This window comes from Vibrio sp. 2033, assembly GCF_033339735.1.
Genome location: NZ_JAWOVC010000692.1, coordinates 1 through 550, shown reverse-complemented (window position 1 = coordinate 550; position 550 = coordinate 1). Strand labels below are relative to the sequence as shown.

The window sequence follows — 550 nt, the reverse complement described above, 5'->3', positions numbered from 1 at the left end:
ATAATGGCTGTGAGCGATACGAGATTGAATAAGAAGAAAAACTGACCTGAAGTGGATGCATCGGTTGTGCGCGACACGATGAGTGTAAGCAAAAAGGCAAATAATGCACTGAAAACTCGCGTGATTGCCGTTTTCATGCCGAGTGACAGCAAGTTCTTTTTGCCACTCGGCATAAGTAGCAGTTTTTGTTGAATGGCTTGAAACATTCTATTTCTCTAACTGTAAATGTTGTTTAGAGCGAGGCGTTGTTTTTCTTCACTGAACGTCTCATTCAACTCGGTGGTGTATTGGCGAAAATCAATGTCATCATAGTGATTGATGCAATGTGTCATTTGCTTTGCCATGTCTTCCGGTGTTTGCGCCAAAAAAGGATAGTTGAGATCTTTTGTGGCACCAATGGAACGAATCACCATAGGGAGGTGCAGCTTCGCGGCTTCTAGAATCGTTAAAGGCATACCTTCCCATGCGGCGGTATGTAAATAGAGATCGGAGGCCTGCAGTTTCTTAACCACTTCATCGCGAGGAAGCATACCCGTTACTTGTACGTCTT

At 44.0% G+C, this 550-nt stretch carries 1 protein-coding gene and 1 pseudogene; both read right to left on the bottom strand.

Annotation, left to right across the window (positions count from 1 at the left end):
• Positions 1-206, bottom strand: a pseudogene (locus R7P74_RS28555) (capsular biosynthesis protein); the annotation flags it as partial.
• 9 nt (positions 207-215) lie between these two features.
• Positions 216-550, bottom strand: a 335-nt coding sequence (locus R7P74_RS28550; RefSeq protein WP_318124060.1) for a glycosyltransferase, incomplete at its 5' end; no start/stop codon positions are given.